Below are 3395 nucleotides of genomic sequence, written 5' to 3'. Positions count from 1 at the left end.
CACTGCGGCGTGGGTGATGTCGGGGTGGGTGGTGAGGGTGGCTTCGATTTCGCCGAGTTCGATGCGGTGGCCGCGGATTTTGACTTGGAGGTCGCGGCGGCCGAGGTATTCGAGGTTGCCGTCGGGGTGCCAGCGGACGAGGTCGCCGGTGCGGTACATGCGTTCGCCGGGTGGGCCGTAGGGGTTGGCGACGAACCGTTCGGCGGTCAGTGCGGGTCGGTTGTGGTATCCGCGGGCCAGCTGGACCCCGGCCACATACAACTCGCCCACCACCGCCACCGGTACCGGATGCAAGCGGTGGTCCAGCACGTAGGCGTGGCAGTTGATCTGGGGTGTGCCGATGGGCACCACCGACTCTTCGTGCTGGGTGCAGCGGTGGCAGATGACGCTGACGGTGGTTTCGGTGGGCCCGTACTGGTTCCATACCGTCGCCGGACCGAACTCCGCCAACCGCGCGACCGTCTGCCCGGACAGCGTTTCACCGCCGAGGTAGAGCACCCGCACGCCGCGGAGGACGTCGGGTGATCGGCCGGCCATCAGGGCGGTCATCACCGTCGGCACCGACGCCACGTGAGTGACCTTCTGTGCCAAGATGAGTTCGGCGAGGTAGTCGGGGTCGCGTTGGCCGTCGGGCCCTGCCAAGACCACGCAGCCCCCGACCTGCAGCGGTGCGAAGAGATCGGGGGTCGACGCGTCGAAGGTCACCGCGTTGCTCTGCAGAAGTCGGTCACCGGCACGGTGATCGAACGCCTCGACCACCCACTGCACCTCGTTGACGATCGCGCTGTGCGCTACGGTCACTCCCTTCGGGCGGCCGGTCGATCCCGAGGTGAACATCACGTAGGCCGTGTTCTGCGGGCGTAGCSGTGCGCGGCGGTCCGCGTCGGTCACCGGCATCGCGGACAGCGGTGACAGATCGATGGTGTCGAGGTGGAGGACCGGTACCGGGTCGGGCGGATCGTCTTGGTCGTCGTGGGTGGTGGTCAGCATGCAGGTGGGTTGCGCCACTGCGAGTATGAAGTGTGTGCGCTCGGCTGGGTGGTGGGGGTCGATGGGCAGATAAGCTGCACCGGCGGTGAGGGTGGCGTAGACGCCGACGATGAAGTCGAGGGAGCGGCGCATCCGTAGTGCCACGATGGTTTCCGGGCGCACGCCCTGGGTGATCAGGTGTCGGGCGAGACGGTTGACGCGTGCATCGAACTCGGCGTAGGACAGTGTTCGGTTTCCGTCCACCACCGCGGGCGCGTCGGGTGTGCGCGTGACCTGCGCACCGAACATCGACACCAGTGTGTCGGTGGTTGTCGCATGATCGGTGTGGTTCCAGTCCTCGAGGATCAGCTGTTTTTCGTCGGCGTCGAGGATGTCGAGGTCGCCGACCGGGCTGTCGGGATCGGCCACCGCTGCCTCGAGGAGCCGGGTGAATCGGTCGGCGAAGCCGCGGACGGTGTCCTCGTCGAACAGGTCCTGCGCGTATGTCAGCGCGGCGGTCAATCCTCGAGCGGCACCATCGCGGTCGACGCGTTCACTCACCACCAGGGTGAGGTCGAACTGGGTGGCGGTGTGGTCGATGTCCTCGATACGGGCGGTCAGTCCCGCCAGTTCGATCTTCGGGTGCTCTTGGTTCTGGAAGACGAGCATCACCTGGAACAGGGGGTGTCGGGTGGTCGATCGTGTCGGGTTGAGGGCTTGTACCACCCGTTCGAACGGCACGTCGGCGTGCTCGAATGCGGCCAGGTCGGTTTCTCGCACCGTCGTGAGCAGTTGGGTGAAGCTGCTGGCAGCGTCGACTGGGGTTCGCAGTGCGAGGGTGTTGACGAACATGCCGACCAGGTCGTCGAGTGCCGGGTCGCCGCGGCCGGCGACGGGGGTGCCGATCGCGATATCCGCGGTGCCCGATGTTCGGGCCAGGAATATCGCGAATGCGGTGTGCAGCACCATGAACACGGTCGCGGTGTGTTGTCGTGCGAGTTCGGCTGCCGCGCGGTGGGTGGGCGTGTCGATGGTGAACGTGTGTGTTCGTCCACGGTGGGTGACGGCGGGCGGTGTTCGGTTCCCGGGTAGTTCGAGCTGTTCGGGTAGCCCGTCGAGGGTGAAACGCCAGTAGGTCAGCTGTTGCGCGAGCAACGAGTTCGGGTCGTCGTCGGAGCCGAGCAGTTCCCGTTGCCACAGGGTGTAGTCGGCGTACTGCACCGCCAGTGGTGGCCACGATGGCGTGTGTCCGCCGGTTCGGGCCGTGTAGGCGGCCATCACGTCCCGGGCCAGCGGGGCGATCGAGGAGCCGTCGGCGCAGATGTGGTGCAGCACCACGGCGAGCACGTGCTCGCTGTCGGCCGTCTCGAACAGGGCGGCCCGCACCGGCACCGATGTGGTGACGTCGAACTCGGCGGAGGCCATCGACAGCAGTCGCGTGGCGAGCTCGTTCTCGGTCACCGCGGCGGTGGCGAATCCGCCGCTGATCTCGGCCGCCGGGACAACCACTTGGTGCGGGCCGGTCTCGGATTCGGGGTAGATCGTCCGGAGGGTCTCGTGCCGGTCCACGACGTCTGCGATCGCTGCCAGCAGTGCGGCTGTGTCCATGGTTCCCGACAGGCGCACGGCGAAGGGGATGTTGTAGACCGGTGAGTGTGGGTCGAACCGGTTGAGGAACCAGATGCGTTGCTGCGCATACGATAGCGGGATGTGTTCGGGTCGGGTCCGCGGAACCAGGGGTGTGTGTGCACCCGCAGCGGCCCGGGATTCGAGCCACGTCGACAGTGCCTGCACCGACGACGCCTCGAACAGCACCCGCATCGGTACCCGCGCATCCATCGCCACACTTAGCCGCGACACCACCTGCGTCGCGAGCAACGAGTTGCCGCCCAGGGCGAAGAAGTCGTCGTCGAGCCCGACCCTCTCGCGATCGAGGACATCTGCGAACACGCCGGCAACGACCCCCTCCGCCACCGTCACCGGCGCCCGGTACTGCGGCACCGGAAATACCGGTGCCGGCAACGCCCGCCGATCCACCTTCCCACTGGCCGTCAACGGCAATCGATCCAGCACGGTAATCGGTGAGGGCACCATGTAGTCGGGGAGGCGCTCCGCGACCAGCACGCGGACACGAGCCGGGTCGACGTGGGCGCCATCGCGGGGGACGACGTAGCCGACGAGTTGGTCGCCGGTGACGGGGTCGTGGTGGACTGTCACTGCGGCGTGGGTGATGTCGGGGTGGGTGGTGAGGGTGGCTTCGATTTCGCCGAGTTCGATGCGGTGGCCGCGGATTTTGACTTGGAGGTCGCGGCGGCCGAGGTATTCGAGGTTGCCGTCGGGGTGCCAGCGGACGAGGTCGCCGGTGCGGTACATGCGTTCGCCGGGTGGGCCGTAGGGGGGGTGGGCCGTAGGGGTTGGCGACGAAC

General features: G+C 67.3%; 1 protein-coding gene. It reads right to left on the bottom strand.

What is annotated here, in order from left to right; genetic code table 11:
• Positions 1-3342, bottom strand: a 3342-nt coding sequence (locus AC1D1G_RS43325) for an amino acid adenylation domain-containing protein (protein ID WP_477956722.1), incomplete at its 3' end; no start/stop codon positions are given.
• Between the last annotated feature and the right edge of the window lie 53 nt (positions 3343-3395).

The sequence above is a fragment of the Rhodococcus sp. P3_B8 genome (genome assembly GCF_056402775.1).
The sequence above is the reverse complement of the archived record's forward strand: the minus strand, read 5'-3'. Positions and strand labels throughout refer to the sequence as shown.